This is a genomic window from Sporosarcina luteola (genome assembly GCF_023715245.1).
GTDB lineage: Bacteria > Bacillota > Bacilli > Bacillales_A > Planococcaceae > Sporosarcina > Sporosarcina luteola_C.
The window spans coordinates 834,050-856,234 of record NZ_JAMBNV010000001.1 but is presented as its reverse complement, the minus strand read 5'-3'; the positions used below and the strand labels follow the sequence as shown (position 1 = coordinate 856,234).

The window sequence follows — 22,185 nt, the reverse complement described above, 5'->3', positions numbered from 1 at the left end:
ACCCGAAAAAAACCTAGGCGATGTACCTATTTATCAGAAATGCTAATAGCATAGGATTAACATACAAAATTTCATTACAATCGTTTATGTATTTTATTCCAATGCCTTTTCACTTGCTTATTTATCTGGCTCTCTACTTTTAACTGGGACATCATTTTATGAGCATTATTGGCATAGGTGGTGAAATTTCCGTATTCTTTATATTTAAATCCTAAGTGTGTATAAATTGAGTATAATTCTTTCCTTGGGCCTTTCCGTTTTGTAGCTAAAGCAATGCGTCGACTTGTATCTGCTTTTCGATATGCCCGATAATAATATTTAAAAAGACTCTTTTCCCGTAACCGAATAACTTGTCCATCTGTAACAAACCCTAAATAATCCAATGAACTGTCTTTATTTTGTTCATCGACTATTCTTCGTCCATCATATAAACGAATTTCTGTCTTCTCTTCTTGAATTTTAAGTCCTTGCTCTTCGTACGATAATACCTTGGAAAGAATGCTGTCCTTTAAAATAGATATATTCTGTGAACTTGTGCCAGATACAGGAATGATCAAAATCATATCATCACAATACCTTCGATATAAAGCATCGTGTTGTTCAGCCCATCTCTTAATATCTTGATCAAATGCGATTAGATGGACATTAGAACAGACGGCACTCATACCAGATCCCTGAGGAATACCATAAGGCTTTTTGTTTTTATACAGATTTTCTTTCTTAAATACCCGGAAATCTGCAGGATTCATAATCTTTTTAAGTTGTTTCGACTGAATTAACTTTTTTAATCGCTTAATACCGTAAGCTTGCTTTAAGTAATTATCAATCTTAGATTTGTTTACGTATGTATACTGTGTTAGATTTTTGTAAACCTTATACCAATCATCTGGTAATTCATTAACACCTAAAACCGTTTTAATATTGTTTTTTAGAAAACGATGATTTATGTTATCAAAAAATTTGGTGAAGTCAATCGACATTATGACTGCCTGCTCTTGTTGATATAAGAAATCGAATACCTCATAAGCAAAATCTACAGTATTACAACCAGGCTTATTATTGCGATACGCTATTGCAGTCTCATCAATGCCATATTCTTTGGCATAGTAATTGTAAGCATCATTAAGTCTGTCTCCATAATACTTGTAGATAAAACGATCCTTATGAGCAGCGTAATATATTTGTCGCTTTTTCTTCTTTTTCTCTTTACGCAAATGAAGGGGTAAGCTCTTATCTTTAGAAATGGTTACATATTTATTAAATGTGATGGTGAAATGTATGGACGGTAAAAAAGCATAAGAGGATACCCATTTTGGATCTTGAATTTGATCCTTAATATGCATAATATCAATCGGAGTATCAAAGTGTAGATAGTACCTCGTTTTGTATTTCGACCAATTAATTTTGGCAGAGCTAGGGGAGGTATGTAATTTAAAATCAGGCCTATTACTCTGCATGGCAGAAAACCTCCCTAGCATACTTTTTTGGGAATTACCCGGTGGCCCAGTTATTGCATAAACAGTTCGACTATAATGGAATCGAGGTGCTGATTATAATTATAATCGTGATTAGTTTAACAGAAATCTCCTGTCTGCAGTCGCTGTGCGTGCTTCTGGATATCTTCTTGTTTATCGGCAAGGTGCTTAACGTTAAGAACCTTGACGATCTGAAACTCATCCCTTTTGCAACCAATTATGCAAAACGCCTTCAAGTTGAATTACATAGATTATAGCGTAACATCGTCAAACTCTCAAACTTTTGGCATAGTATCAAATTCATATACTAAATTTTATATCAGCCAAATTTCTTTGTGGAAATATCCCTTTAAAATGTGCGGTTAGAATTATTTTCATACTTGTAAATAGTTGCATATTCGAGTCTAGCATAAGTTCCAAATGCTTGTTTTTCCCTAAGGTAAAAAGAAAAACGTCAAGAAATTATCCTTGACGTTTTTTGTGGCAGTACTTTATTCACCTTTTGTGACCGAGAATCAGAAAAACTGATTCCCGGAGCCTTCTTCTTTTTTTCAATATAAGTTACAGTTCCGTTTTATTTCAAAAAAGCAACGAAATCCGGAATTGTAATGTACCCCATCTTCATCAACAAACCGATCAATAGAAACCACTTGATTGGTTTTTCCTTCAACTCGATTGTGACATGAATGATTATTATCATACCGCCCCCTAGTGAAGGCTCTTATATAGTATAATCAGTAATATTGACAGATATACATAACCACTTAAAAAGGTCTAAAATCAATTCAAATCCCTTCGGACAAACTCCGAATCAATGGTCACTCCAAATTCCTTTTCCAACCTCTCAAAAATCGGAAACAGTCCATTCTTGATGATCGTCGAAATTTGCACGTTTTTCTTCTTTTCAACCGCTTTTCCAAGCTTCGACAACTCGGCTTGCATGTTTGATGTCAACTGTTGATACATTTCCCAGTTCGAAGGGCGCTCCTTGCTACTGCAAACTACCTTGAGCATATCATTCAGCCATTCTACCCCGCCTAACAGCATTTCAAATCTGTCCCATGTATCCCTCGTCGGAACACGGTTGAAGTCATTGGCAAGTGTGCTCACTTCCGGAATTGCACGTTGCAAATACTCCTCTGCCGACAGAAGGACATCATTCATGAATTCCTTTTCTGTCTTAATGACGACCTCAAGCTCCTTGATCTCGTCCAAGTTGCTCTTCAAATACTCCTCATGCTCATCGTAAACTTCTGTACCATCAGCAATAAAGTGGCTGAAATAATACCCTTCCGTCACGTTCTCATTAATCCGTTCAATCACTTCTTCTACTGACGGTCTCTCTTTATACTCAATAGGTTGTTCACCGATAATCAATTTCAAATTGCTTCCTCCAAGAACTCCAAATTTTTAGTGCTACTGTTTATATCGGTCAGTATGGGCATTATTTCAATTTATCATCAAATGCGTGCCAAGAATTCTATGCTTCCCCTCTCGTCAAATCTAACACGAATTCAGTCGCTCCCTTATTCGGTAGCTGATAAACTTGTCCCCTGCGCGTATTGTGATCCTGCCTCATTTGCGCCGCCATCTGATTCCAATTCCTCCGCAATGCTGCTGGAGAAAAAATAACCGTCTTCCAAAAACGGTGTTGCTGTGACCATGTAATAAGTTGCTGGACCTGTTCAATTGACCGTTGATCATTCTCAACGATGCGCTTCATGGCGTTTGTCCAATTCCCAAGATCGGGCTCACCCCGGTCGGAATGATTGTTGAGAATCCCTTCGTGCAGCCTTAGTGCAAGTCGATAATACTCGGATGATTCATCGTAAACAGCTCTTGGATAATTAATTATTTCTTTCTTTTCATTCTTAACATTCTTGTTAGATGTTAGCTGCCTGTTAGCCGGCTGTTGACTGTCTGTTACATCACCTGTTCCAAATCTGTCATCACGCTGATAAACATCCCAATTCACAATGGTAATTAGCCGATTTTGATTTGTTGATTCGTCTGTCAAAAATCCATATTTCACAAATCGTTTCAGAGCCGTACGGATTTTCTGCACGCTTACACCTTTGCCGCATGTTTGCTCAAGAGACGGAAGTGATGTTATCATTTGCCCCGGCTGCAACGAATACGAAATCCCTTTCCACTCCCACTGCCTTTCATCGTGTGTCGCCATCATCAGCAACGTCACCAGAATCACTTTCTGCTCCGATGTCGCTTCCGTCCAAATCGGCTTATTTAACAGTGACCTATGTACTTTAATCCAACCTTGTTCCATTTTCCTTCACCTCAATTAGTAATTTGAATGAACAGTCGCTTCATTTGCTATATAGACTGTTGGCTTGGAAAAGGATACTGGTTGGTGAAAATTTTATTAAGTAGATGAAGATTTTCAAGAAAATTGATACAATAGAATATACGTTCCATAGGGGAAGGAAGATTGCATGTCATTTAATAACTTCTTGTGCGGCAAATTATTAGGTGATGGCTGTATAACCAAGCAGGAGAAAAGAAAGCCTCGGTTTCAGTTCATGCATCGTGCGGAAGACCTGGGTTGGTCAGTGCATTGCTATGAGGAATTAAAAAACTACATTCCGATAAATCCTCCTGCGTATCGAAAAATTGCTGATAAACGATTGAAAAAGGGTTTTTCCGAAAGCTTTGTAGTCCAATCAAAAACAGATGAAATCATCACAAAGTTATATAAGATTTGGTATCCAGAGGGAAAAAAGAAGTTGCCACTCCAATGGGTTCAACAATATTTAGATGAGCGCGCATTAGCATGGTGGTATCAAGATGATGGACATTTAAAGATAGTCAATGGCACGGCAAATAAAATCATATTATCAACCGACAGCTTCTCTAAGCATGATAACGAATTTCTTATGCAAATATTATGGGATAAATGGAAATTGAAGTTTAAAATCGATGGCCAAAATCGGCTCATCCTATATGATCAATTTCAAATCATATATATTCTACACCTAATATCACCTTGGATGCATGAATCAATGGATCGAAAGTCGCTGCCTAGCAACCCCCTTCGAACAATAGCGAAAAGGACAACCATATACTTACCTACCTCTTACCGAATGGCAAAACCTACTGCTGAAATTAATGAAAAGCTTTCTGCTCTTTCATCACTATATAAAGACCCATTCACGCACACAGTTTGTCCTGATCATATCTTTCATACATTCAAATCAATTATGCAACAGCAAGAAAAGGTAAACAGTTATCAAATTGTCATTGAACAACAGCATAGGGTCGATTTAGCTAAGATACGCCAACAGACCGGTTTAACAATTAGTCAGCTGGCGGAGTATTGTTTTAGGTTTTGCCTTAATAAATGACTTTATCTAGTTTTTCAAGATGTTTGTAGTCATTGGTTGCCGGTATATAAATTGATTTACTTATAAATTATCAATATTTTAATTGTTCGTGCCAGGCGCTGAAAACTTAGAATAGCTTCTCTGGATCTACTTAGTTCTTTCCAAGTGCCTTCTTATTTCTTTCAAAGCATCTATCCTACTAATTCTTCTTTTCCGTTTATCCCTAAACATTCTCCATCTTTCACTAATTGAGAAATATGCATAATCGTATGGAAGGCCAAGTTTTTTCCTCAATAGATTATAATTATAATTTACATGATCAAGGACTTTTCTGTTCTCATCGAAACGGTTATATCGATCTCTGTTGTTAGCATTATGATATAAATCTTCTTTCAGATTCCAGACTAACTCTTCCAAAATAGGATCTGCTAATTCAATGTTTTGCTCTACAACATTGATAATTAAACTTGCATCATTTTCATCAACCCCCTCATAACCATTACCTGGAAAAACTGATTTGTATATTATCCTATATATTGGGGTGTACATTCTCTCTAAAATTTCTAATCTATACTTATTCACCTGTTGATTCCTTTCTTTTTTCACTGTTGAAAAATAAGTGAATAAGGCTGTTAAGATTACCGCAAGTATGGTTGTTATAGAAACGATATATGTTTCAACCAATGTAATACCCACCTTTGTATATTTTTATTATAGATATAAGTATAAAAACGCGATCCGAATAATTCCGGACCGCGTTTTATTAACCAGATTAACGAAGAAGTTGTAGAACTCCTTGAGGTTGTTGGTTCGCTTGCTTTGCGACTGTATCTTTCGATTACAGAATAGACTATATCTTCACCCTCAAGTTTCCTTGTAGGGGCTGGGCACTTCGAATGTTACGACTCGTAACACCCTACGGATTTCATCGTCATAGCGATTGCCTTAGACGGTCTATCCTAGTCGTTGAACGTTCCCCACGGTTTCCCGACAGGAGCTTCGCTGCTGATTGTCCAATCTCTTCGTTTTTCAAGCCTTCGCGTTTACCGTTTCCAGTTCCGCTGTGGCAGAAGAGCTCTCAGGAGGTTCCAGCAATTCACCCAGTGATGATCTAACTCGTTACCAAGTTAGACGCCCGTTCACAACATTACCGTAGAAGTTGTAAGACTCCTTGCGGGGATTGCTGTGCTTGAGCCAACATTGCTTGTGCTGCTTGAGTAAGGATGTTGTTCTTTGTGAACTCCATCATTTCTTTCGCCATCGTGCGAACATTAGCTTTCACTAATGACTAGACTATATCTTCACCCTTCGATTGCTCGGTAGGGGTCGGGCACTTCGGATCGGCAAGGTACTCAGTCTTGCGTTTCCTATGGGTTTCATCATCATGGCTTGTGCTGTAGATGGTATACCCTAGTCGTTGAACCTTCTCCACTCTTTCGAGACAGGAGCTTGGCTGCTGATTGCCCAATCTCTCTTCTTTTCGGCCCGTCACGCTTACCGTTTCCAGTTACGTTGTGGGGAAGAAAGCTTCAGGGGTTTCCAGCAATTCACCCGATCGTACTCACTGACCGTTACCAGTCAGGACGACTGTGTCTGTCACTGCTTATGCAGCAGCTAAGACATAATCCACGTCGCGGATACGTGATTCCGCAGCTGTTAGGTTCTCGGAAGAAGTTCCTAGGTTGTTGATTGTGTGTTCTAGGCGGTTTTGGAATGAACCAAGTTTAGAACGCTCAGCAGATACTTGTTGCATAGCATGATCTAATACTTTAATTGCATCATTAGCACCTTTTTGTGTTGTTAAATTAACATCTTTGACGAGTTCATTATTAGCTCTATCGCCAAGTGTATTAGTACTGATTTCATTCATGTCAACTGTCATATTCTGGTCTTTGTTAGCACCGATTTGTAGAGTAGCACCGCCGCCAGCAATAGTAATTGTAGCCGAATCAGCCCCAGCACCTTTTGCAACAAATTCTGCACCTTTAAATCCTACTTCTTGACCAATTCCAGCTACTTGTTGAGTAGCTCCGCTTGGCTCAGCAATTGTTACAATAGCGTCCACACCAGCAGTAACTGCTTGGCCAAATTCCGCTGCGTCAGCTCCACCTAGTGTGATTTTTTCCATGGAGCCAAAAGATGTTTGGTCAAGTTTAACAACGCCTGATGCTCCAGCTGACGCAACGACGCCAGTCACGTCTTTATATTCATTAATTTTATTGACAATGTCAGCTTGAGTTGCAGCTGTCATCCCCGAGAAGTCTACTTTTGTTCCGTTAATAACTAGTTCCTTTGCAGAAACGTTGGTAGCGTTTGTAAAATCTGTAGCACCTACTGCTGCTGAAGCCTTCGTAGCTGCTGTATTTACAGTTACAGTATACGCACCTGGTGCCAATCCTGTTGCTGAAGAAATATCAACTTTCGATTTGTCAGAGGTAGTACCAGATACCCCTAGGCTTCCATTCAACAATTTTTGAGTATTAAATTCTGTGGTCTCTGAGATGCGATTTATTTCGGATTTTAATTGTTCAACTTCTTTTTGAATCTCTTTTCTATCATCCAAGGTATTTGTATCATTTCCGGATTGAACAGCCAACTCGCGCATACGTTGAAGAATTGAATGAGTTTCATTCAATGCCCCCTCAGCCGTTTGAATCAATGAAATACCGTCTTGTGCGTTTTTCTGCGCCATATCTAATCCACGAATTTGACCACGCATTTTTTCGGAGATTGCTAGACCTGCTGCGTCGTCTCCTGCACGGTTGATTTTAAGACCTGAAGATAGTTTTTCTAGGTTTTTAGATGCTTGAGTGTTGTTCGCACCTAGTTGGCGGTGTGTGTTGAGTGCCGCGATGTTGTGGTTAATTCTCATTGTAATTTTCCTCCTTGAGTGTTTATGGGTTCACGTCCTTGTGACCCTAAGTAGATTATTGCTCACGGAGTAAGAGCCGGCCGAACTCGTTACTGCCGCTTACAATATTAGTATCGGACAAGTAGGTTAGGAGTTTAGTGTTTTCTAAAAGATTTTGTATGATTTTGGTTTATTATGTGGAATTGTGAGAGGAGCATAGAAAATGGATGCCTGGAGTATTAGAAGGCATCCATTTTAAGGTGTTATTGCTCTTTCTTTGTTAGTTGAGAAAAGAGGGAGGCATCTAATGTGAGTGCCTCTGTGTTTGTTTCCGTGATTGATTGGACAAGTTCGCCGCGAAGGATGTCTATATTTTTCGGAGCTTCTATGCCGATTCGGATTGTGTCCCCCTTCACTTCAAGGATGCGAATTTCGACGTTATCACCGATTTTGATTGTTTCATTTGTTTTACGAGAGAGGACTAGCACGTCATTTCGCCTCCTTCGGTTGACCAATTGTGTGGCGGGCTGTGAAACGGTTGTCGTTTAGGATCATTTGCTTTGCTATTCTGTTTTTCATTTGGAAGATAAGCGGTGCTTGCAAATTAATTGTTGATGTTTCGAATGGTTGTTTTAATGTAAGAATGCCGAGCACGAATACATCATCCGGTTTTTCGACGTTAAGCAGTTCTATTGTCGGTGCGTCAATATCGAATGAATAGTCTGCGACTAGAGTATATGGATTTGTGACGATAAAGGCTACTGTCTGTGTATCGGTAGACTGCAAGACTTGAAATATATCGTTTCCTTCAATAGGAAGTAGGACAAATTCCTTTTCGTCTTCGAAGCCAGGAATGCCTTTTGGGAAGTTCCATAGTTGATCAGGTTGGATTTCGATATCGCCGTGGAATTTTGTTTGGATGTTCATATGATTTCGCTCCTTTGATTGCACCATTCTTTATTAATTAGCATAGCATGTTACGGTTTTCTTGCATAAAAAAAGAACGCATTGGATGACGTTCTTCATAGTTTCCAATCAATGTGGATGGAAGGGTATTGTTCCATCACCCCGGTCACTTTACCTTGTGTGTAGTTATGGATTGGTTTGTTGACTTGGACGTTATTGATGGCTTTTTGTGGTGTTACATTAATGTTGAGTGAGCCAGGTTGGAAAGACATTTGGAGTTTTGTCCGGTCACCTACGAATTTGATTGCCATTTGCTTTTGTGACGGTGTACCGTTCTGTTTGGCAATATCGGCAATTGCACCGCCCCCGTTTTCAATTTGCACGAGTTGTTGACCTTCCTGGGCTCGGCGGGCGATGCCTTCCATAAGTTGTTGCATACCATATTGAGCATTTTCCGCTGAACGTCTTAACGGGCTTTTCAAGTCGATGTCCGCCCGCACTTCGGTTGTGTCGAGTGAAAGTTGCGGTCTTGTCGAAGACATTTCCAGGATAGCAGCAGGCTGTTCCTGCGTGATTGTAGCTCTTGGCTGCTCGATTTCCTGTATGGGTTTGTCGATTTGAAGTCCAAGGACGCCGCGTGTCGTTTGAATTTGTAGTTGTGGGATATTCATTGGCTTCACCTTTTGGAAAGGCGTTTGGAGAGTGTCCAAACGCCTTCATTATGATTATCGTAAAAAGTCTACTAGAGATGGCTGAATGATTCTAGCGCCAACTGAAAGAGCGGCTCGGTGGATTGATTCATGGGTAAGCATTTCAGTGATCACTTTTTCGTAATCGATATCTTCGTTTTCGGATTGCTGTTTTTTCGCTGCGCCTTCTTGCATTTCAAGACGGTTGTTCATGAGTTCAGCGCGGTTGGAGCGTGCACCGATATCTGCGCGAGCTGTAAGGACTGCTTCCATATGACCATCAATCTTTTCTATTGCTTCACTAAAATCATAGGTATCATCAGTATTGTTTTTAATACCTTCAAACAACTCATTTATTTCTTTAAACATTTTACCAGCTGTCGTATTAACTTTAAGGCTTACTCCGTCAAACACTTCAATCTCGACGTCTTTTTCATATCCAGTTAAAGAGGTAGCCTGGTTGGTAGGATCAGAGTTTAATTGAGGGTAAGTACCATTTTCATACAATGGCTTGTCCGTCATTGTACCACTAAAAATATACTTATCACCGACTTTTGTATTCGCTAAGTCTTGTATTTGTTTTTGAAGTTGCTCAAGCTCAATTTTGATTTTTTCACGATCTTCAGGTGTCATCGTCCCTGTATTCGCCGCATTCGTTACAAGTTCTTTTGCACGATGCAAGACTTGTCCAACACCGTCCAATGCATCATCGGAGCTGTCGAGCCAGTTGTTCACTTCACCTAGATTCTTCTGGTAGGTGGCGACTTTGTCGACTTGCATGCGATAGCCCATGCCTTTCATTACAACGACAGGATCATCTGATGGGCGGTTTACTTTCTTTCCGGAACTGAGTTGTTCTTGCAGTTTGCCCATTTTATTATAGCTCGTCGATAAGTTACGGAGCATATTGTTGGATAGCATTGATTGTGTTACGCGCATTTAGTTGGTTCCCCCTTCTTATCGACCGACGACACCCATGCCATTGATGATTTTGTCGAGTGTTTCGTCGACGACTGTAATCATCCGGGCGGAGGCATTGTACGCCTGCTGGAATTTAATCATATCGGTCATTTCTTCGTCGAGTGAGACGGAGCTGATGGAGTCTCTTCGGTGCGAGACTGCGCCTAGCAGCGTTGTTGTATTGAATGTGAGACGTTCGGCTTGTTGCCCGTTTACACCTAATTCACCTATGACTCCTGAGTAATAGGTTTGAATGGTTGAACCACCTAACTCTGTTAATCCATTAAATTGGAGATCAGCAAGTTTTTTTGCATTCTTACCGTTTCCAACTTCAGCAGAGCCGATTGGAGAGTTTGACGCCGCTAATAAATTCGGATCTTTCTTTAGTTGTTCGTTAACGACAATATTCCCTGCTGTAAATGCATCTCCAGGTATTTTTGCGTCGAAGAAATTGGTGCCTTTATTGCCATGAAGGTCTGTACCGGAAGTATGAACTTTATTCATTTCATTAGCGAAAGCTGCTGCCATTTTATTTAGCTCAGCGATCATATCTGGATAGAGACCTTTTGTTGCGTTCCCATCTGTATAACCGTATGAATCAACAAGTGATTTTAATTTTCCTGCATCCAGGAAAGCTGAATGTGCGTAAGGAGTAGCTGCTGCTGCATTCGCACTCCTAATTGTCATGCCTGTAATAGCTACATTTCCTTTTGTCGTTGGATCGATAAGTATTGTAGGGTCAGGTTGTATTTCTCCGAACTCCTTGCCTTTCACTAGTTCAATTGCTTGACCAGTTTTCATTTTCAAGGAAACAGTCACCGTACCCTCAGCAATCGCTAAAGCACGTCCACCTGATTTTTCGTAGGATGTCTCAATTGGTATATAAGATGAAAGTTCATCCAACAATATATCACGTGCATCATACAAATCATTCGGCATATAGCCGTTCGGTTCGACTTGCGATATTTGACGGTTCAAGTCAGCTATCTGCTCAAGCATGGAGTTGATGTCCTTCGTTGAAACACCAATTTCCTTGCCGAGATTTGTTTGGATTTCGGTCAAGGATTTATGCATGTAGTTAAATGAATCCGCCACCGCTTCCCCACGTTGAACGACGACTGCGCGTGCGCCTCCGTTTTCCGGGTTCGCAGCAAGTGTCTGCAAGGATGACCAGAATTCACTTAAAGATTGTTGTAGGCCGTATGCAGATGGCTCTGCTAGTACGTCTTCCATCTGACCGATAGCCTTGGATCTTGATTCCCAATAACCGAGCTTGTTTGATTCCTGTCTGAACTGATGATCGACAAAACCATCGCGGATCCGTTGGATGGAGCCTGCTTCGACGCCGGTTCCAAGGAAGCCCGGCATTGTAGGTGTGTTGAGGCCGACACCTGGGAAGCCGGCTGTTGCCTGCATGTTGACGCGTTGGCGGGAGTAGCCGAGTGTGTTGGCGTTGCTTATGTTGTGGCCGGTTGTATATAAGCCGGATTGTTGTGTGAACAAGCCGCGTTTGTTTGTTTCGAGTCCCATGAATGTGGAGCGCATGGTGAGTGTTCCTCCTTAGGCTTGCGAGTCGAAGTTCGGTAGTTCCTTCGATTCTTTTCTGCCGTTGATTTCAGTTTTTGAGTAGGTGGCCGATTCCGGACGCGGTCGGATCATGTCCAGCGAAAGATTCACGAATTGAAGGGATTGGTAGGTCAGTTTTTGGTTCAAATCGTTTTGCCATTTCAATTCATGAATCGCATGCAGGAGACGGTCCTTCGCCTCCACAAGTTGTTTGCTGTCCGGTTCGGGTGTTGCTTCGATCAGATTTGCGATGGTCGGGTTCATCGGCACAGGACGTCCTTGTCCTTTCAAGTAGGCGATGACCGCTTTTTGCCTATCGTTATCCATTTGGACGATTGCTGCGAGGTGAGCCTGTTCGTCTTTCATGAGCTGGTCGATGCCGTTGATGTCGCCATTTTTAATGAGTGCCGTTTTTTCGTTTGCAATGCGAAGCAGGCTCTTATGCAGTTTTTCCAAGTTGTCGAGTATGGAAAGGATTGTTTCGATGGACATAGGGTCCCCTGCTTTCTCTTTTGTTAATTATTTTTGTTATTTTTTGAAGTGCTTGATCAGGTTGGAAGCGAGTTTTTCAGGCTCCACTTTGTAGTTCCCTGATTCAATTTGGGCTTTCAGCTGTTGCACGCGCTCGTTTCGTTGAGTTGTAATTGGTGATGTTTCGGAAAGCTGTTTCGCCTCGGATGAGATTTCAAGTTTATCCGTTTTGATTTTAGCCTGTTCCTTTGCTTGCTCGGCTTTTAGTTGGTTCGTCCGGTACGGGTTGACCGGCGGGATGTTGATTTTATTGATTTTCATAGTTCTCGCTCCTTTCGATTTGCTCTTATAGTTTATTTCGGCAGATTTGTGACAACGTTTAGGGTCTTTTGGACGAAAACAGGAAATGTGCTTTTTTCCATGCTTATCATTCCCTTATTAATGCGGAAAAAACCGACAAGTACATGCCGGTTTGTTCGTTTATGCGCGTTTGGAGGGAGTTATGCGTAAGTTTCAGCGTTTATGCGTTTCTGGAAACGATTATGCGTACTTTTTACCGTTTATGCGCTTCTGGACGTGTTTATGCGTGATTATAGGTATTTATGCGTTTATCGTCATTCTGTATTGGATGAGCTGACTCTCATCGCCCATATATTCTTCACTGCCGATTCTGCTGACTTCCTCAAATCCTAGGTTATGAAGCATTTTTCGGGAGCGGTTATTTGATTCATGTGTTTCCGCGTTGAAGACGTTGATGCCTAGTTCCGTGGAAGCGTAGTTCATTAAACTCAACATAGAATGATAGCCGATGCCTATTCCCCATAACGAAGATTCACCGATTGCGATGCCTAGTTCGGCGGAGTGTCCTTCTATATTTGCCAGGTCGGCATAGCCGATCAATTTCCCGTTGAATTCGATTCCCATTCTGAGGAAGTCTTCGGCTTGGTTATTTACACAATGAATCCACCATTTGTATAGTTCTTCTTCGTTACGATTCAGTTCCCATTCATTTGCGGAACAGAATAGGTCGTCCTTGCTCCAGCTTAGGACGGCCTCGTAATCATCGATTCGTAATGGTCTTAATGCGATTGATTCTTTAATCATTTCGTTTTCGATCTGACAAATACGTGCCTGTTTCGCTTTTAGCTACCGCTTCCCTGAATTCCTGGGCGGCTTCAAATTGGCGGAGTCCGCTTTTTAATTCCTCTGTGCAACCGGCGCATAGCTTTCCTGTTGTCGTCAGCTTGCCACAGTTATCGCAGGGGTAACCGAGGTTCGGGAATAGGGCTGGTTGCAGGCGGCCTTTGCGGACCCATTTATGAAGCAACGTTTCGGTGACGCCTGTCACTTCAACGATCCGTTCAATTGTTGCTGCACGGTTTTCGCGTCTTCTGAGGAAGCGGTATACTTCCTCGTACATTTCTTCTTCGCCGCGTGCGCATTTGGCGCATACTTCGCGGATGCCTGTGTAGTTGAAAAAGTCGCCGCAAGTCAGGCAATGTTTGAGTTCTGCCATGATGAGTTCCTCCTATTTTTCGGCACGGATGAGCGTGACTGCTTCCACCCGCCTGGCGCCAGCTTCCTTTAGGACAGAAGCTACGTGACGGAGTGTCGTGCCGGTTGTGTAAATATCATCAACAAGGATGTAGGTTGTTTTTTGGATATCGCTTCCGGGCTTGATTGAAAATAAATTGTGCATGGAAAGCCGCTCTTCCCTCGTCTTCTCCCCCATCACTTCGGTATTCGTCTTGATGAGCAGGTCTACGAATGGAATGCGGGCTGCCCCCAGCATTTCCTCGACGTGAGCGAAAGTCCGCTCAATCTTTTTCTGTGGATGCATCGGAATTGGTACGACTATGACGTCTTTCCGGACGAGTTCGCTACGCAGTTCATTCGCAAAGACGCCGGCGAGCGCAACGTCCTGCAGAAATTTGTATTGGTGAAGATATTCGCGCATAGGTCCGTTGTATGTATAAATGGATGTGACTTGATCGACTACATCGCCTTCCTCTTTTATGTCGACACGTTCGAAGCTTTTTGAACAGTTTTCGCAAATTAATGATGTTGTTTCAATCGCAAAAAGGGATTGCCAGCTCGGTGTGGAGGCAAGTTTCTGCTCGCAAAGGAGGCAGTTCATGTGCGGACGACTCCTTTATTCAACTTAAGGATTTCGGTCTTTGCTTCGTCCATCGCGTACGTGATGCCGTTATGGAACAGGATGAAATCTCCTGTCGGATAGTCCGCGGAACGACCGACACGGCCGCCGATCTGGATGAGTGCGCCTTTGTCGAAGATTTGCTGTTCTGCACCGACGACTGCGACTTGGACATTCGGGATTGTGATGCCTCGTTCAAGGATGGTCGTCGTTAACAAGCCGGGTAATTCTTTATTCCTTAGGGCTTGGACATGCTCTTTCCGGTCCGGATGCGCTGCATGGACGGAGCGGATTCGTGGATCGATGAGCTGGAATAAAGGCTCCGCCTCCTCCATCAAGCCGATATGGTGGAAGAAGATGAGGAACGGTTGTTTGTTGGCGAGTCGCCGTTCTGTCCAATCGATGAGTTTGCGCGGCAGCTTCCCTTTCCGGATCTGCTTTTCATAGTTCCATAACGGAATGAATGTCGGGACGGGCAACGGATGGCCGTGGTAGCGGCGGTTGATGATCGAGACGAAGCCCGTCTTTTTCATATCCGATAATAACTTTTCTGAAGGGGTGGCGGTGACGTAATGGACTGGGGATCCCGGCTTGACCGCTTTCTTGACAGCCTTTTGCAATGTTGCATCCGCCTTATATGGGAAGGCGTCTGCTTCGTCGACGAAGACGGCGTCGAATGCGTGACGGAATCTGTACAGCTGATGGGTCGTCGCGAGGACGAGCTGCGAGGCTTCCATCGTCGGCTTGGCGCCGCCGTATAACGCTTCGATTTTCGTATTCGGGAATGCCGTACGCAATCTCGGTTCGAGTTCAAGAATGACATCGACACGGGGAGCAGCGATGCATACTCGTTTACCTTCAGTGAGCAGCTTATGTATGGGTGGAAATAAGATTTCCGTCTTCCCCGATCCGCAGACTGCGTAGATAAGATGGGACAGTCGTTTGTTTTGACTCTCGGACAGCTCGTCGGATGCCTTTTGTTGGTGCGGCGTGAGTGTGCCTTGCCAGGCGATAGTATGGTTCGTCGGGTAAACCGGTTTTTCACCATTCCAGATAATGAGTTCCGTGCATGACGAAACACGGCCCATTTTTAAGCATTGTCTGCAATAGGTACATGGCCCTTGGCATTTGGCGCAATTGAATGTCGTGAACCGGGTACTGTCTTCGTTTTCACACCGGTTGCATAGGTGACGATTTTGATTCAGGAAGGATGGTTTTGATTCGATGCCTTTAATTGTTTGAATGTAGCCAGCATCAATTAGTGCATCGATTTCTTCGCGCGGAAAAGGGGTGTGCATGCGCAGCCAAATACGGCCGTCAAGGAAATTTCGAATCGCCGGATTGAATGGTTTTGTCATGAACACACCCCACTTTTGTTGTTATTTGTTGTTGTACGCGGATGGATTTCTGTTGATTCACGCATAATACCGCGCATAATGCCTGTGACCAACTAACGGTTACGTCATTTATGAGCCCGGTAGCGGCATTTATGATCACTTATCACGCTTTATGAGCGCGCGAACGACATTTATGATCACTTGTAGCGATTTATGAGCGCGTAAACAGATTTATGAGCGCTTGGACAGATTTATGATCACTTGCCAAGATTTATGAGCGCTCGGACGGCTTACTCTCTCCTCTTCACCCATCCAAGCCCCATCGATCCTTCTCCTAAATGTGTACCAATCACTGGACCAAAATGGCTGATTGTAAAAGTGACATTTGGCAGGCGTTCTTCAAGTTCCGCTTTCCAGATTTCCGCTTCTTCAGGCTGGTTGGCATGGATAATGGCTGCTTCGAGTGGCATTGTTTCGGCGTCTTCTGCAAGCATGTCCGCGATTCGTTTCATCGCTTTTTTGCGTGTGCGGATTTTTTCGAAGGGGACAATCACTTTGTCGTGGAAGTGAAGGATTGGCTTCACTTGGAGTAGTCCGCCAATCAAGGCTTGTGCGCTCGAGAGTCTGCCGCCACGCTGCAAATGGGCGAGGTCGTCGACCATGAAATAGGCGCGCATCGTCTTCTTCATTTCCGCGAGATCAGCCATGATTTCGTCTGGGCTTGCCCCTTCTTTCGCCATTTCGGCTGCCCGGATGACGTAAAACCCTTGGATATAGCAGGACAGTTCCGAGTCGAACGTGCGGACGTCAATGCCCTCCACCATTTCCCCTGCTTGGACGGCGCCTGCGAATGTGCCGCTAATGCCGCTTGATAGATGGATGGAAATGATCGCGTCATGGCCCGTTTTCAATGATTCAAACAGCTCGACGAATTTTCCGACCGGCGGCTGGGACGTTTTCGGCAACGGACCTTCGCCGCGCACTTTATTATAGAAATCCTCCGACGTCAGGTCGACTTCCTCTTCATAGGCATGTCCGTCGATCGTCACCGTCAAAGGGACGACGTGGATATCAAGTTCCTCTAATATGTAAAGCGGCAAATATGCCGTGCTATCTGTTACAATTGCTGTTTTCACTACTCATCAACTCCTGCATCATATTCTACTGGAAATGCAGGTGAAAAGAAAATCCCTTTCGGTTATCTTTCAAGCTGCCGCGCCCAATGATTCGCTTTATTGGAGAACGCGATAATCTCCTCTTTCGACACGCCGAATCTCTTGCTGATTTTAATGATCTTCTCCATATCGAAACGCTCCGTCGCGATAGCTAGCTCCAAGTATGGCGTCATGTCGGTTTTCTTACCCTGCAACGTTTCCGCCACATCCTCGGAAAAAGGGAACATTGGCAGGATGTCGTCCCAGTCGCGATTCATGATGGCGTCAAGTAACGAGAACAGCCCGACAAAGAAGTGTTCATCGCCATTCGGATACCCCGTACGGATTGCGACGAACTCGCACATTTTCGCTCGTGACATCGAATAGGATACAAGTGCTTTGACGCGGCCGCTTGATGAATGGTCGCTAATGTCCTGTAGCATCAAGATCCGCATCCATCTCTTCAACTCGCGCATGCCGATCAGGACGATTGCCTGTTTGACGGAACCGACGCTTTTCGGGACATTGAAATTCATCGTATTGATTAAGCGCAGCAATTTGTATGTCAATGAGATGTCATGGAGTATAAGATTGGCAATTTCGTCGATATTAGGGTCACTGTCATTCAACTTGCTGATGATCTGTATATGTAGATTGAGGTTCGCTGGGATTTCGACACCTTTGATAATTTCTGGCTTTGCGAAGAAATAGCCTTGAAACAGGTCGTATCCGCTCTGCTTCGCAATTTGGAACTGTTCTTCCGTCTCGATCTTTTCCGCAAGCATCTTGATGTGCGGGTATTTTTTAATGAACCGTTCGATGCCCCGCCTGCTCTTTTCATCAACGGCAAGGAAGTCCACTTTCACGTAATCGATCAGCTCGAATAGTTCTGTATGTAAGGCATATTGGTCTTGTATGATGAAGTCGTCAAGAGCGAGTTGAAATCCCTCTTGCTTGATTTCCCTTATTCTCGAAATGAGTGCCGGGGTGATTTCGACATCCTCCAAAATCTCGATGACGACGAATTCCGGCTTCAGGCTTGAAAAGATGTCCTTGAGGAGCAGGTCACCGGTAAAATTGATGAATGACTTTGATTTCCCTGAAATCTGGTCCACGCCGATCGACAGGAACGTGTTGATGAGCAATTGGATTGTCGCCTGTTCGGGGTCGATATCCGGGAAGCTGTTCTGATCACTATTGCGATAAAGCAGTTCGTAGCCAAAAATGCGTTCTTCCTTGTCCAAAATCGGCTGCCTGCCTACAAATATAAGGTACTCCATCTTCTCACCTCTCAATGCAAACAGTATACCAAAACTGGTCCTCTTTTACTATTAATTTTCAAACTATTTTAATAGCTAGGAAGTGGGAAAAATGATATGTTGGAAGAAAGTCATAGGAAATGGGAGGATTCATGATGGAAACAATTATGTTTGAACAAAAGGGGAATATCGCAAAGGTGACATTGCATCGCCCGGAAGCGATGAATGCATTCAATTACGATATGCTGTCGGAACTAGGACAAGTGATCGAATCGATCCGTATTAATCCGGATATCCGAGTAGTCATCTTTACGGGGTCCGGGGACCGTGCATTCAGCGTGGGGGCTGATTTGAAGGAGCGGAGGACGCTGTCGGATTCTCAAGTGAAGCGGAATGTCTATAAAATTGGCGAAGTTTTCACGATGGTGGAAAATCTGCCGCAACCCACAATTGCGGTGTTGAATGGCTATGCGTTCGGCGGCGGAATGGAGCTTGCGCTTGCATGCGACTTCCGGTTCGCGGCGGATTCGGCGGTCATGGGGCTGACGGAGACGGGACTTGCCATCATTCCGGGCGCCGGCGGGACGCAGCGGTTGCCGAGGCTGATCGGTGAATCGAAGGCGATGGAGCTCATTTTGACGGCGAGACGGCTGAAGGCGGAAGATGCGCAATTGTACGGGATGTTGACGGGCGTCGCTCCCGCAAACTTTTTGCAGGAGACGGTGGATCGTTTTGTCAGAGAGCTTCTTGCGAATGGGCCGATTGCATTGCAGCAGGCGAAATTCGCCATCAAGCATGGCATGAATGCCGATTTGCAAACGGGACTCGCGATCGAGCGGAAGGCGTATGAATTGACGATTCCGACGGAGGATCGGTTGGAGGCGCTTGCGGCATTTGCCGAGAAGCGGAAACCGGAGTTCAAAGGGAAATGATATCGGAGCGTCCTGGGGTTTGCGAGTTCTCGCTAATTCCCGGGACGTTTTTGTTTTGCAGGAAGAGTTCTCGTTCTTGCCCAGGGACTTCTCGTTAACGCAGGAAAAGTTCTCGTTCTTCCCCGGGGACTTCTCGTTAACGCAGGAAGAGTGCTCGTTCTTGCCCGGGGACTTCTCATTAATGCGGAGAGAGTTCTCGTTCTTGCCAGGAACTTCTCATTAACGCAGGAAGAGTGCTCGTTCTTGCCCGGGGACTTCTCGTTAATGCAGGAAGAGTGCTCGTTATCCCCGGTAATCTCTCATTAATCCAGAATAAGTTCCCGTTCACAAGCGGTCCGTCGTGAAATTCCTGCGGCGCGTCACTTGCTTTGCAACTTGCCATGACGCGATTAACTGAACGGTCATTTCTTCAAGGTGGTCGAGCTGCTCGTCCGTTTTGGTCATCTGCGTTTGGACGAGGCATTGGTTCATATGTAGGTAGATTACCATGAGCCGGTCGCTTCGTTCGGCTTCGTGGTCGGTTGTTGTCATGAGTTCGAAGAGGAAGTCTTGTGCTTTTCGCAGTGTGCGGTTGCGTTCGGCGGTGTCCCCTACCTCTATTGCCTGCTTGCATTGCTGGATGTTTTTCTGTAGTTCGTTGAGCAGGAGGAGGACGTATTCCATCATCGATAATGTGGAGGCGCTAGCTTCTTTGTAGATTTGGATGGCTTTTTCGATGTCTATGGTCGTCAATGTGGTTGCCTCCTGTCGCTTTTTCTTTTGTATCGGCTTTTTTCTGTTGATTTCAATCGTTATTGGCCGATATAAAGGTGGAGATATAGATGAATGTTGAAATTGGGGTGATGGAATGCGTGTTATGAGCGGCGAGCAGATTGCGGTTTCGGCGAATCGTTCAGCGCGGAATGCCGGGCAGATCGAGAAGAGTTTGGTGAAGCTCGGGTCCGGGGTGAAGATTGCGAAGGGCAGCGATAATGCTTCGGGGCTGTCGATTTCGGAGACGATGCGCGCGCAGATCCGCGGGATTTCCCGGGCGCAGAGCAATATGCAGGACGGGCTGTCCGTTCTTGAGGCTTCGAATGAAGGGCTGAATAATGTGAATGGCCTGTTGCAGCGGGCGCGTGAGCTTGCGGTGTTGAGTGCGAATGATACGCTGACGGTGAATGACCGGGCGGCGAGCCAGGTGGAGCTTGATCATCTGCTTGGTGCTGTCGATGATACGGCGACGAAGCTCGAGTTCAATACGAAGAAGATATTGGGCCAGAATGGGTCGTTGACGTTGCAGGTCGGGGCGAATGCTGGGCAGCAGATGCAGATTACGCTTGTGGATGTTAGTTCTAAGGAGCTCGGCCTTGAAGGGGCTTCATTGGAATTACGGGACCTTGCGGAAGGTTTGATTACGAAGATTGATAAAGCCATCAATACGGTTTCCAGTCATTTGACTAGGATCGGCTCGAATATGGAGGCGGTCGAGCATCATTTGACGAATGCGCTTGTGTTCGAGAATAACTTGACTAAGTCACTATCGTTGCTTGAGGATACGGATATGGCGAAGGAAATGATGAATTTCGTCAATCTGGATATCCGTCAGCAAGGCGATCATTTGCTTGTGAAACAGGTGAATCAGAATATCCATAGTGTGATGTCATTGTTTTCGAAGTGAGTAGGCTTTGGGGGTTCTCCCGGCCTACTCTTTTTTTGCGTTTTCGCAGCGGGGTGATGCGGAGACGATGCGGGCTGCTCTGACTACGGTGGAAAGGATGTTTGTTGCGCCTTGCCGATCTGCGACGTGTTCTGCGCGGATGACTGGACTTAGTTTATCGTTCACGATGTAGCGAGGCTTGATTTCATTGAGCGCGATGGCCTTGATGTCGTCTTTGCATCGGTCACAATGGCATGTGAGATTGAGTTCATTTTCATATTGTTGGAGTACGTTTTGGACGACTTCTTCCATCACGTTATATACTGGCATGTTTCGTACCCCCTTTTGTGAAGAATTAATTTCCATTCATTGTAGCACTAATGGTAAAATTTGCGAATTGTAGGAAAGGAGCATTATTGTCACGGGACTTTATGATCACTATTATGGATTTATGAGCGATTGTTGGCGTTTATGCGTGATTCTAGTGAGTTATGCGCGTATTAATTGATTTATGCGTGTCTAGAAGCATTTATGCGAAATTCAATAGATTTATGAATTTCTGGAGGGATTTATGAGCTTTTCGTAACAAAAAGCCGAATTCCTCTATCGGAGGAACCGACTTTCTGTAGTTGATTATTCTTCTGTGTCTTCATCATTTTTGTATTCTAAAATGTCTCCAGGCTGACAGTCCAACGCCTTGCAGATCGCCTCTAGGGTTGAGAATCGGATCGCTTTAGCCTTTCCATTTTTCAATATGGATAGGTTCGCCATTGTAATTCCAACCTTTTCCGTTAGTTCTGTTACGCTCATCTTCCTTTTGGCTAGCATTACGTCAATATTTATAATAATTCCCATTGTTTTCACCTCAGACCGTTAAATCATTTTCAGATTTTATCGTAATAGCTTCTTGCAGCAGTCTTTGGAGGAGAGCAGCAAAGACCGCGATTACAAACGGAGCAAAAATAGGAACCATTGAGAAGATGATGAGACCTGGTGCATCGTCCAGCTCCGCTACCATTGCCATGAATGGCAGAACAATTACATACACAACACTGATTGTCATTGCAAAGAGTTTGATTTTCTTAAGAGCTGTAACAGATAGATCTGAGAAAGCTTGGTTCTTGTCGATGTAGCTGAGCAGTTTGAAAGCCTGTAACAACGCTCCGAAAAACGGTATGACTGAAATATACATTCCGATCACGATTGGATAGAGTATATGTGCATAATCCGGATTGGCTGGATTTTTCAATAGATAGTAGATCCCGAATATAGCTAAAGCAAGAACTGGAGCTCCAATTAGGAAAACTGCCATCCTTAAAAATAATGTTGATCCTCGTTTCATTCAAAAGCACCTCACATGTTTAGTATGATTTGATTATAGCTTATTATTTATCGAATATCAATAAATAATTATCGAGTTTGGTGAAATTAATGTTGTTTATGGATATGTAGA

26 protein-coding genes and 1 pseudogene are annotated in these 22,185 nt (G+C 43.9%); 3 read left to right on the top strand and 24 right to left on the bottom strand.

Going from position 1 to position 22,185, the window contains the following annotated elements; translation table 11 throughout:
* Positions 1-74 precede the first annotated feature (74 nt).
* The 4 genes from M3152_RS03935 to M3152_RS03925 form a co-directional block, all read right to left on the bottom strand.
* Positions 75-1,457 (bottom strand): reverse transcriptase domain-containing protein, encoded by a 1,383-nt coding sequence (locus M3152_RS03935; protein ID WP_251693892.1) that lies wholly within the window; start codon positions 1,455-1,457, stop codon positions 75-77.
* A gap of 592 nt (positions 1,458-2,049) precedes the next feature.
* On the bottom strand, positions 2,050-2,175 hold the full coding sequence (locus M3152_RS17970) for a hypothetical protein (protein WP_285846910.1): 126 nt from the start codon (positions 2,173-2,175) through the stop codon (positions 2,050-2,052).
* 80 nt (positions 2,176-2,255) lie between these two features.
* Positions 2,256-2,858 (bottom strand): hypothetical protein, encoded by a 603-nt coding sequence (locus tag M3152_RS03930; protein ID WP_251693891.1) that lies wholly within the window; start codon positions 2,856-2,858, stop codon positions 2,256-2,258.
* A gap of 97 nt (positions 2,859-2,955) precedes the next feature.
* Complete coding sequence (locus M3152_RS03925; protein WP_251693890.1) at positions 2,956-3,759, bottom strand: hypothetical protein; 804 nt, start codon at positions 3,757-3,759, stop codon at positions 2,956-2,958.
* A gap of 166 nt (positions 3,760-3,925) precedes the next feature.
* On the opposite strand from M3152_RS03925, the gene M3152_RS03920 reads away from it, so the two are divergent.
* Positions 3,926-4,834, top strand: coding sequence for an endonuclease (locus M3152_RS03920; RefSeq protein ID WP_251693889.1), 909 nt, complete (start codon positions 3,926-3,928; stop codon positions 4,832-4,834).
* Between the two features lie 126 nt (positions 4,835-4,960).
* Here M3152_RS03920 and M3152_RS03915 read toward each other — a convergent pair whose 3' ends face one another.
* From M3152_RS03915 to M3152_RS03840, 16 genes and pseudogenes are all read right to left on the bottom strand, one after another.
* On the bottom strand, positions 4,961-5,497 hold the full coding sequence (locus M3152_RS03915; protein WP_251693888.1) for a hypothetical protein: 537 nt from the start codon (positions 5,495-5,497) through the stop codon (positions 4,961-4,963).
* A gap of 463 nt (positions 5,498-5,960) precedes the next feature.
* Positions 5,961-6,074 (bottom strand): annotated as a pseudogene (locus tag M3152_RS03910) (flagellin); the annotation flags it as partial.
* A 342-nt stretch (positions 6,075-6,416) separates the two neighbouring features.
* Positions 6,417-7,685 (bottom strand): flagellin, encoded by a 1,269-nt coding sequence (locus M3152_RS03905; RefSeq protein WP_251693887.1) that lies wholly within the window; start codon positions 7,683-7,685, stop codon positions 6,417-6,419.
* A 242-nt stretch (positions 7,686-7,927) separates the two neighbouring features.
* Positions 7,928-8,152 (bottom strand): carbon storage regulator CsrA, encoded by a 225-nt coding sequence (gene csrA, locus M3152_RS03900; RefSeq protein WP_251693886.1) that lies wholly within the window; start codon positions 8,150-8,152, stop codon positions 7,928-7,930.
* 1 nt (position 8,153) lies between these two features.
* On the bottom strand, positions 8,154-8,591 hold the full coding sequence (gene fliW, locus M3152_RS03895; RefSeq protein ID WP_251693885.1) for a flagellar assembly protein FliW: 438 nt from the start codon (positions 8,589-8,591) through the stop codon (positions 8,154-8,156).
* A gap of 95 nt (positions 8,592-8,686) precedes the next feature.
* Positions 8,687-9,241 carry a DUF6470 family protein gene (locus M3152_RS03890; protein WP_251693884.1) on the bottom strand — a complete coding sequence of 185 codons (555 nt, stop codon included), beginning with the start codon at positions 9,239-9,241 and terminating at the stop codon, positions 8,687-8,689.
* A 54-nt stretch (positions 9,242-9,295) separates the two neighbouring features.
* Positions 9,296-10,198, bottom strand: a complete 903-nt coding sequence (gene flgL, locus M3152_RS03885) for a flagellar hook-associated protein FlgL (RefSeq protein WP_251693883.1) — start codon at positions 10,196-10,198, stop codon at positions 9,296-9,298.
* An 18-nt stretch (positions 10,199-10,216) separates the two neighbouring features.
* Positions 10,217-11,764 carry a flagellar hook-associated protein FlgK gene (gene flgK, locus M3152_RS03880; RefSeq protein ID WP_251693882.1) on the bottom strand — a complete coding sequence of 516 codons (1,548 nt, stop codon included), beginning with the start codon at positions 11,762-11,764 and terminating at the stop codon, positions 10,217-10,219.
* A gap of 15 nt (positions 11,765-11,779) precedes the next feature.
* Positions 11,780-12,277 carry a flagellar protein FlgN gene (locus M3152_RS03875; protein WP_251693881.1) on the bottom strand — a complete coding sequence of 166 codons (498 nt, stop codon included), beginning with the start codon at positions 12,275-12,277 and terminating at the stop codon, positions 11,780-11,782.
* Positions 12,278-12,313: 36 nt separating this feature from the next.
* Positions 12,314-12,577, bottom strand: coding sequence for a flagellar biosynthesis anti-sigma factor FlgM (gene flgM, locus M3152_RS03870; RefSeq protein WP_251693880.1), 264 nt, complete (start codon positions 12,575-12,577; stop codon positions 12,314-12,316).
* Positions 12,578-12,856: 279 nt separating this feature from the next.
* A complete protein-coding gene (locus M3152_RS03865) occupies positions 12,857-13,360 on the bottom strand; it encodes a GNAT family N-acetyltransferase (protein ID WP_251693879.1) in 504 nt (167 codons plus the stop codon).
* On the bottom strand, positions 13,353-13,772 hold the full coding sequence (locus tag M3152_RS03860; RefSeq protein ID WP_251693878.1) for a TIGR03826 family flagellar region protein: 420 nt from the start codon (positions 13,770-13,772) through the stop codon (positions 13,353-13,355). The genes M3152_RS03865 and M3152_RS03860 overlap by 8 nt, the downstream gene beginning before the upstream one ends.
* A 12-nt stretch (positions 13,773-13,784) precedes the next feature.
* Entirely contained in the window at positions 13,785-14,393 is a 609-nt protein-coding gene (locus M3152_RS03855; protein WP_251693877.1) for a ComF family protein, read from the bottom strand.
* Positions 14,390-15,769, bottom strand: a complete 1,380-nt coding sequence (locus tag M3152_RS03850; RefSeq protein ID WP_251693876.1) for a DEAD/DEAH box helicase — start codon at positions 15,767-15,769, stop codon at positions 14,390-14,392. Before M3152_RS03850 ends, M3152_RS03855 begins: the two co-directional genes overlap by 4 nt.
* A 269-nt stretch (positions 15,770-16,038) precedes the next feature.
* Positions 16,039-16,884: a DegV family protein gene (locus tag M3152_RS03845; protein WP_251693875.1), complete on the bottom strand. Its 846-nt coding sequence runs from the start codon at positions 16,882-16,884 to the stop codon at positions 16,039-16,041.
* 62 nt (positions 16,885-16,946) lie between these two features.
* Complete coding sequence (locus M3152_RS03840; protein WP_251693874.1) at positions 16,947-18,182, bottom strand: EAL and HDOD domain-containing protein; 1,236 nt, start codon at positions 18,180-18,182, stop codon at positions 16,947-16,949.
* Between the two features lie 134 nt (positions 18,183-18,316).
* On the opposite strand from M3152_RS03840, the gene M3152_RS03835 reads away from it, so the two are divergent.
* Positions 18,317-19,093 carry an enoyl-CoA hydratase-related protein gene (locus tag M3152_RS03835; RefSeq protein WP_251693873.1) on the top strand — a complete coding sequence of 259 codons (777 nt, stop codon included), beginning with the start codon at positions 18,317-18,319 and terminating at the stop codon, positions 19,091-19,093.
* 324 nt (positions 19,094-19,417) lie between these two features.
* On the opposite strand, the gene fliS is transcribed toward M3152_RS03835, so the two are convergent.
* A complete protein-coding gene (gene fliS, locus M3152_RS03830) occupies positions 19,418-19,825 on the bottom strand; it encodes a flagellar export chaperone FliS (RefSeq protein WP_251693872.1) in 408 nt (135 codons plus the stop codon).
* A 115-nt stretch (positions 19,826-19,940) separates the two neighbouring features.
* Here fliS and M3152_RS03825 point away from each other — a divergent pair, with 115 nt between their 5' ends.
* The gene (locus M3152_RS03825; protein WP_251693871.1) at positions 19,941-20,753 is read left to right on the top strand and encodes a flagellin; all 813 of its coding nucleotides are present in this window, start codon (positions 19,941-19,943) and stop codon (positions 20,751-20,753) included.
* 24 nt (positions 20,754-20,777) lie between these two features.
* Here the strand turns inward: M3152_RS03825 and M3152_RS03820 are convergent, their stop codons facing one another.
* The 3 genes from M3152_RS03820 to M3152_RS03810 form a co-directional block, all read right to left on the bottom strand.
* A complete protein-coding gene (locus M3152_RS03820; protein ID WP_251693870.1) occupies positions 20,778-21,062 on the bottom strand; it encodes a late competence development ComFB family protein in 285 nt (94 codons plus the stop codon).
* Between the two features lie 303 nt (positions 21,063-21,365).
* Positions 21,366-21,587, bottom strand: a complete 222-nt coding sequence (locus M3152_RS03815) for a helix-turn-helix domain-containing protein (protein WP_251625511.1) — start codon at positions 21,585-21,587, stop codon at positions 21,366-21,368.
* Positions 21,588-21,597: 10 nt separating this feature from the next.
* Positions 21,598-22,074, bottom strand: coding sequence for a DUF2975 domain-containing protein (locus M3152_RS03810; RefSeq protein WP_251693869.1), 477 nt, complete (start codon positions 22,072-22,074; stop codon positions 21,598-21,600).
* Positions 22,075-22,185: the final 111 nt, after the last annotated feature.

Coding starts and splice junctions, on each gene's coding strand:
- M3152_RS03855 (WP_251693877.1), bottom strand. CDS start 14,393: ATGAACTGCCTCCTTTGCGAGCAGAAACTTGCCTCCACACCGAGCTGG.
- M3152_RS03925 (WP_251693890.1), bottom strand. CDS start 3,759: ATGGAACAAGGTTGGATTAAAGTACATAGGTCACTGTTAAATAAGCCG.
- M3152_RS03815 (WP_251625511.1), bottom strand. CDS start 21,587: ATGGGAATTATTATAAATATTGACGTAATGCTAGCCAAAAGGAAGATG.
- flgM (WP_251693880.1), bottom strand. CDS start 12,577: ATGAAAATCAATAAAATCAACATCCCGCCGGTCAACCCGTACCGGACG.
- M3152_RS03890 (WP_251693884.1), bottom strand. CDS start 9,241: ATGAATATCCCACAACTACAAATTCAAACGACACGCGGCGTCCTTGGA.
- flgL (WP_251693883.1), bottom strand. CDS start 10,198: ATGCGCGTAACACAATCAATGCTATCCAACAATATGCTCCGTAACTTA.
- M3152_RS03850 (WP_251693876.1), bottom strand. CDS start 15,769: ATGACAAAACCATTCAATCCGGCGATTCGAAATTTCCTTGACGGCCGT.
- M3152_RS03875 (WP_251693881.1), bottom strand. CDS start 12,277: ATGTCCATCGAAACAATCCTTTCCATACTCGACAACTTGGAAAAACTG.
- M3152_RS03835 (WP_251693873.1), top strand. CDS start 18,317: ATGGAAACAATTATGTTTGAACAAAAGGGGAATATCGCAAAGGTGACA.
- M3152_RS03920 (WP_251693889.1), top strand. CDS start 3,926: ATGTCATTTAATAACTTCTTGTGCGGCAAATTATTAGGTGATGGCTGT.
- M3152_RS03860 (WP_251693878.1), bottom strand. CDS start 13,772: ATGGCAGAACTCAAACATTGCCTGACTTGCGGCGACTTTTTCAACTAC.
- M3152_RS03935 (WP_251693892.1), bottom strand. CDS start 1,457: ATGCAGAGTAATAGGCCTGATTTTAAATTACATACCTCCCCTAGCTCT.
- M3152_RS03820 (WP_251693870.1), bottom strand. CDS start 21,062: ATGCCAGTATATAACGTGATGGAAGAAGTCGTCCAAAACGTACTCCAA.
- M3152_RS03905 (WP_251693887.1), bottom strand. CDS start 7,685: ATGAGAATTAACCACAACATCGCGGCACTCAACACACACCGCCAACTA.
- M3152_RS03840 (WP_251693874.1), bottom strand. CDS start 18,182: ATGGAGTACCTTATATTTGTAGGCAGGCAGCCGATTTTGGACAAGGAA.
- M3152_RS03865 (WP_251693879.1), bottom strand. CDS start 13,360: ATGATTAAAGAATCAATCGCATTAAGACCATTACGAATCGATGATTAC.
- flgK (WP_251693882.1), bottom strand. CDS start 11,764: ATGCGCTCCACATTCATGGGACTCGAAACAAACAAACGCGGCTTGTTC.
- M3152_RS03825 (WP_251693871.1), top strand. CDS start 19,941: ATGCGTGTTATGAGCGGCGAGCAGATTGCGGTTTCGGCGAATCGTTCA.
- M3152_RS03810 (WP_251693869.1), bottom strand. CDS start 22,074: ATGAAACGAGGATCAACATTATTTTTAAGGATGGCAGTTTTCCTAATT.
- fliW (WP_251693885.1), bottom strand. CDS start 8,591: ATGAACATCCAAACAAAATTCCACGGCGATATCGAAATCCAACCTGAT.
- M3152_RS17970 (WP_285846910.1), bottom strand. CDS start 2,175: ATGATAATAATCATTCATGTCACAATCGAGTTGAAGGAAAAACCAATC.